Source organism: Methylobacterium trifolii (assembly GCF_022179685.1).
GTDB classification, from domain to species: Bacteria; Pseudomonadota; Alphaproteobacteria; order Rhizobiales; family Beijerinckiaceae; genus Methylobacterium; species Methylobacterium trifolii.
In genome coordinates, this window is the sequence record NZ_BPRB01000231.1 from 1 (window position 1) to 5,654 (window position 5,654).

4 protein-coding genes are annotated in these 5,654 nt (G+C 70.8%); all 4 read left to right on the forward strand.

Annotation, left to right across the window (positions count from 1 at the left end; all coding sequences use genetic code 11):
- Positions 1 to 170: 170 nt before the first annotated feature.
- The 4 genes from COGEMETH_RS19075 to COGEMETH_RS19090 all read left to right on the forward strand — a co-directional run bounded on the left by COGEMETH_RS19075 (position 171) and on the right by COGEMETH_RS19090 (position 5,585).
- Positions 171 to 524, forward strand: coding sequence for a phasin (locus COGEMETH_RS19075; protein WP_238184183.1), 354 nt, complete (start codon positions 171 to 173; stop codon positions 522 to 524).
- A 167-nt stretch (positions 525 to 691) separates the two neighbouring features.
- Positions 692 to 1,510, forward strand: a complete 819-nt coding sequence (locus COGEMETH_RS19080; RefSeq protein WP_238184184.1) for a phasin family protein — start codon at positions 692 to 694, stop codon at positions 1,508 to 1,510.
- Positions 1,511 to 1,715: 205 nt separating this feature from the next.
- The gene (locus COGEMETH_RS19085; protein WP_238184185.1) at positions 1,716 to 2,990 is read left to right on the forward strand and encodes an N-acetylmuramoyl-L-alanine amidase; all 1,275 of its coding nucleotides are present in this window, start codon (positions 1,716 to 1,718) and stop codon (positions 2,988 to 2,990) included.
- Between the two features lie 177 nt (positions 2,991 to 3,167).
- Positions 3,168 to 5,585 (forward strand): penicillin-binding protein 1A, encoded by a 2,418-nt coding sequence (locus COGEMETH_RS19090; protein ID WP_238184186.1) that lies wholly within the window; start codon positions 3,168 to 3,170, stop codon positions 5,583 to 5,585.
- Positions 5,586 to 5,654 lie beyond the last annotated feature (69 nt).

Consider the following 5,654-nt stretch of genomic DNA (forward strand, 5'->3'; position numbering starts at 1 on the left):
GGGGTTCTTCGAGGTGTCCGATAGGCCGCATTCTTATTAAACGCTGCACGAATACCGATGCCGCGATGCAGAAAGCCGCTTGACCTTTTTGTTGCAATGCAACATAAGTCCGCCCGTCGCCTGCGGCCAGTTGACGCCGCCCGCTTCAAGCATATCCACGGAGACGAGCCATGCAGACCCCCAGCTTCGAGATCCCGACCGAGATGCGCGCTTTCGCCGAGAAGAGCGTCGATCAGGCCCGCACCGCCGTCGGCACGCTGATGAGCAACGCGCTCAAGGTCTCCGAGCAGGCCCAGACCTCCGGCCAGACCTTCCAGTCCACGATGCAGGCCGCCGTCGCCAAGGGCTTCGACCACGCCCAGACCAACGCCAACGCCACGTTCGACTTCGCCCAGAAGCTCGTGCGCACCAAGGACCTGCGCGAGGCCTTCGAGCTGCAGTCCGAGTTCGTCCGCAGCCAGTTCGCCGCCCTGCAGTCGCAGGCTAAGGACTTCGGCAGCCTGGCCCAGAACGTCGCGCGCTGAGCACGCGTCCAGGCCCGTACGATCGGGCCTGACGAAACGATTCCCGCGCGGTATCCGAGCGCGGGACATCGATGGTTGCGCCGACCGGGATGTCGTCTAGGCTCCGCCCGCGGGTCGAGCCCGGACGCCGCCCGGGCCGGCGGTTTGAGGTTTCGAGGGGTCGAGCGATGGTGAAGCACCGCAATCCACAGGGCCAGCGCCCGGTCCGCAAGCCGCCCGCGCTCCGCACCGTGCCGGCCTACCCGTCGCAGGTCGAGGCGCAGGCCGAGGCCGCCGAGGCCGAGGCGCCCGTCATCGAGGTGCCCGGCGAGGCGCCCGCCCCCTCCGTCCACGAGCAGCTGTTGGAATCGGTCTCTCCCGAGGCCATCGCCACCGAGCCGGAGCCGGTGGAACCCGTCGCCGACTTCCAGGCCGAGTCTGTCCCCCAGTCCGGGTCTGCTCCCGAATCCGAGCCCGTTGCGCAAGCCGAGCCCGCCGCCGAGGCCGGGCTCGAAGCCGCCGAGCCGGCGCCCGAGCCCGCGGAATCCGTCCCCGAGGCGGACGAGCGCGCAGGCGTGCAGGCGGCTCCCGCCGCTGAGGCCGAACCTGCCGTCGTCGCGCAGGACGCGGCCACCGCGTTCGCCGACAAGGCCACCGAAACATCCGCCGAGGCGGTCGAGGCCTCCGTAGCCCTCGTCCAGGCCGCCCTGCCGGTCGTCGCCGCCGCGCAGCCCGCGGCGGCACTCCGCGCACCCTCCTTCCCGCGGGGACGGGCCGGCCTCGCCGCGACCCCGTTCGACGTGGAGGGCATCGGCGCCCGGTTCGCGAGCTACGTGCGCGACGAGAGCGCGGCGGCCTTCTCGCACATGCGGGCGCTCGGCTCGGCCAAGACCCCGGCGGACCTGATCCGGCTCCAGGTCTCCGAGATGCAGCGCGCGGCGGATGCCTCGCTCACCTGCTGGAGCGACATCGCCCGCAAGGCCAGCCGCCTCGTCGAATTCCGCTGACGCTTCGGGAGGCATCGCCTCCCGACGACCCTGTCCCGGCGTCCGTGGGCCTGTCATCGGCCTGCGGCGCTTTTTCGCGTGCCGGGCCTGCACCCTGTCGCCCGGCCGCAACAGGCGCGCGGTCATCGAACCGCGCCGGGCAACGATCGGTTAACCCTGTTCGTCCTATGCCGTAACGGAGGGCACGGGAGACAGCTTCAGTCCGATGCCGAACCGCGCACGCCTGATCCGATCGGTCATCCCGGTCTTCTGCCTCGCCCTGGCGCTCGCCGCCGGCTGGTCCGCCTCCGCGCAGGACGGCGAGCGGGGCCCGAGCCCCGCCGTCGCCATCGCCGCCGACCTCGCCTCCGGCCCGGCGGGCACGACCAGGCTCACCATCACCCTGTCGAAGCGCGTCGAGGCGCGCGCCTTCGTGATGGAACGGCCCGACCGCGCCGTGATCGACCTGCCCGAGGTCAACTTCCAGCTCGACGCGGAATCCGGCCGCCGCCGCGAGGGGCTGGTCCAGTCCTTCCGCTACGGCCTGTTCGCGCCGGGCCGCTCCCGCATCGTCGTCGACCTCGCCGGCCCCGCGAGCGTCGGCCGGATCGAGACCGCCACCCGTGCGCGTGACGGGGCCGTGATCCTGACCGTGCCGTTCCAGCGCCTGGACCGGGACGCCTTCCGAAAGGCGGCCTCCGCCAGCGACCCCGCGCCCGCCCAGGCCAAGGCCCCGGCGGCCTCGGAGGCCGGCGACCTGCGCCCCCTCATCATGGTCGATGCCGGCCACGGCGGCATCGATCCGGGCGCGATCGCGGTGGGCGGCGTGTTCGAGAAGGACATCGTCTTCGGCTTCGCCCAGGCCCTCAAGGCCCGGCTGGAGGCCAACGGCCGCTACCGCGTGCGCATGACCCGCGACCGGGACGTGTTCGTGCCGCTGGCCGAGCGCGTGCGCCTGGCCCGCGAGGTCAAGGCCGACCTGTTCGTCTCGATCCACGCGGACTCGATCTCGGCCGCCCCCCAGGTGCGCGGCGCCACGATCTATACCGGCTCCGAGAAGGCCACCGATTCCGAATCCGCCAAGCTCGCCGAGCGCGAGAACAAGGCGGATGCGGCCGCCGGCGCGGACGCGAACGAGGGACCGGCCGACATCGCCGACATCCTCCAGGAACTGACGCTCCGCGAGACCCGCGGCTTTTCCTCGGGCTTCGCCCGCACCCTGATGGGCCAGCTCGGCCCCGTGATGGAGATGAGCACGAAGCCCCACCGCGAGGCCGGCTTCAAGGTGCTGCGCTCCCCCGACGTGCCGAGCGTGCTGGTCGAACTCGGCTACCTGTCGAGCAAGCGCGACCTGGAGATGCTGCAATCGGCCGAGTGGAAGGAGTCGGTCACGGGCTCCATGGCCAAGGCCATCGACCTGTTCTTCACCAACCGCGCCACCCTGGTGCGGCCGGTCGGCCCGCCGCGCCGGTCGGCGGCAATCGCCCCAGTTTCACCATAGATACCGTGTCGATACGGGGCATCGAAACGCCCCGGCGCGCCGTCGTGAATGCGGCATCCGTCGTCGGGGATTCTTCGGGTCGCCCGGAGGCTTGAGAGCCTCATCCGATCAGGGTAGCCCGGTCGCCAAGCCGAATTCGGTCCGCGCGCGGCCGAGCCATCGACGGACGGACCCCGGATGCGCTTGATTCTCCGCTTCTTCGGCTTCCTCTTCAGTGCCGCCGCGGTGCTGTTCCTGGTGGGTGCCGCCGCCGGGGCGTTCTTCTACTGGAAGTACAGCCAGGACCTGCCGGACCACGCCCAGCTCGCCAATTACGAGCCGCCGGTGATGACCCGCGTCCACGCCGCGGACGGCTCGCTGCTCGCCGAATACGCCCGCGAGCGCCGGCTCTACCTGCCGATCCAGGCGATGCCCAAGATCGTGGTCGCCGCCTTCCTCTCGGCCGAGGACAAGAACTTCTACAAGCACGGCGGCATCGACCCCGAGGGCATCGTGCGCGCCGCGCTCACCAACGCCAAGAGCGGCAAGAAGCAGGGCGCCTCGACCATCACCCAGCAGGTCGCCAAGAACTTCCTGCTGAACAACGAGCAGACCTTCGACCGCAAGATCCGCGAGGCGCTGATCGCGCTGCGCATCGAGGCGACCTACTCCAAGGACAAGATCCTGGAGCTCTACCTCAACGAGATCTTCCTGGGGACCATCGTTCCCGGGCGCAACCTGCACGGCGTGGCCGCGGCCGCCCTGGATTACTTCGGAAAATCGGTCCACGAGCTGACCATCAACGAGGCGGCCTACCTCGCCGCCCTGCCGAAGGGGCCCAACAACTACCACCCCTACCGCAAGACCCAGGCGGCGCTCGACCGTCGCAACGAGATCATCCGCCTGATGGCGGAGAACAACTACATCACCCGCGAGGAGGCGGACGCCGCCAAGAAGCTGCCGCTCGGCGTCAACCCGCGCGTCGCCTTCCCGAACGCGGCCAACGCCAACTACTTCACGGAAGAAGTCCGCCGCGAGATCTCCGAGCGCTACGGCGAGAAGAAGCTCTACGAGGGCGGCCTTTCGGTGCGCGCCACCCTCGACCCGAAGATGCAGGCCCTCGCGCGCAAGGCCCTGGTCGACGGCCTCGTGCGCTACGACCAGGCCCGCGGCTGGCGCGGCCCCGTGGCCAAGGTCGACCTGACCGGCCGCGACTGGGGCATGGCGGCGGCCGAGGTCTCCGCGCTCGGCGACGTGGCCCCCTGGCGCCTCGCGATCGTGCTCGCCTCCGGCGGCGGCGGGGTGCAGATCGGGCTCCAGCCCCGGCGGGAAGCCTCCGGCCAGGTCTCCAAGGACCGCGAGACCGGAACGATCCCGGCCGAGGGCATGCGCTGGGCCGGGCGGGCGAACCTGTCGGCCGGCGACATGGTCTACGTCGAGGCGATGGATGGCGGGCGCGGCACCTACCGCCTGCGCCAGAAGCCGGAGGTCTCCGGCGCCATCGTCGCCATGGACCCCTATACCGGCCGGGTGCACGCCATGGTCGGCGGCTTCTCCTACGACGAATCCGAGTTCAACCGCGCGACGCAGGCGATGCGCCAGCCCGGCTCCTCGTTCAAGCCGATCGTCTACTCGGCCGCGCTCGACAACGGCTACACCCCGTCCTCGATCGTGCAGGATTCGGCCATCACCATCGAGGCCGGCCCCGGCCAGGAAGCCTGGACGCCCTCGAACTACGACGGCAAGGCGGGCGGCCCGCACACGCTGCGCTACGGCATCGAGCACTCCAAGAACCTGATGACGGTGCGGCTGGCCAAGGACGTCGGCATGCCGCTGATCGCCGAGTACGCCCGCCGCTTCGGCGTCTACGACGACATGCTGCCCGTGCTGCCGATGTCGCTGGGGGCCGGCGAGACCACCGTGATGCGGATGGTCACGGCCTACTCGATGCTCGCCAACGGCGGCCGGCGCATCCGCCCGACCCTGATCGACCGCATCCAGGACCGGGTCGGCGAGACGATCTACCGGCACGACAACCGCAAGTGCGTCGGCTGCGATGCCGAGAAGTGGTCGGGCCAGGACGAGCCCAAGCTCGTGGACGATTCCGAGCAGGTGCTCGACCCGCTCACCGCCTACCAGATGGTCTCGATCATGGAAGGCGTGGTCCAGCGCGGCACGGCGACCATCCTCAAGCAGATCGGCAAGCCCCTGGCCGGCAAGACCGGCACGACGAACGACGCCAAGGACGCGTGGTTCGTGGGCTTCTCGCCCGATCTCGCGGTCGGCATCTATATCGGCTTCGACAAGCCGCGCTCGCTCGGCGACCGGGCCACCGGCGGTGGTCTCGCCGCGCCCATCGCCCTCGATTTCCTCAAGGTCGCCCTGAAGGACAAGCCGCCGACGCCCTTCCGCGTGCCGCCGGGGATCAAGCTGATCCGCGTGGCGCTCGGCTCCGGCATGCGCGCCGGCTCCGGGGAGGGGGCGGGCACGATCCTGGAAGCCTTCAAGCCCGGCACCGCGCCGCCCGATTCCTACGTGGCCCAGCCGGGCCAGGGCGCCCCGGCGGCGGTCCCGGCCGACGCGGACCGCGCCGCGCAGGCGGGCGGGTTGTACTGAGGCCGGTCTCGCGACGCTGGGCGTACGCGGCGCGGATCCCCTCTCCCGTGCGGGAGAGGGACAGGGTGA

What these genes read in the sequence shown, in the direction of transcription:
- COGEMETH_RS19090 (WP_238184186.1), top strand. Translation starts at nt 3,168, where the DNA reads ATGCGCTTGATTCTCCGCTTCTTCGGCTTCCTCTTCAGTGCCGCCGCG.
- COGEMETH_RS19075 (WP_238184183.1), top strand. Translation starts at nt 171, where the DNA reads ATGCAGACCCCCAGCTTCGAGATCCCGACCGAGATGCGCGCTTTCGCC.
- COGEMETH_RS19080 (WP_238184184.1), top strand. Translation starts at nt 692, where the DNA reads ATGGTGAAGCACCGCAATCCACAGGGCCAGCGCCCGGTCCGCAAGCCG.
- COGEMETH_RS19085 (WP_238184185.1), top strand. Translation starts at nt 1,716, where the DNA reads ATGCCGAACCGCGCACGCCTGATCCGATCGGTCATCCCGGTCTTCTGC.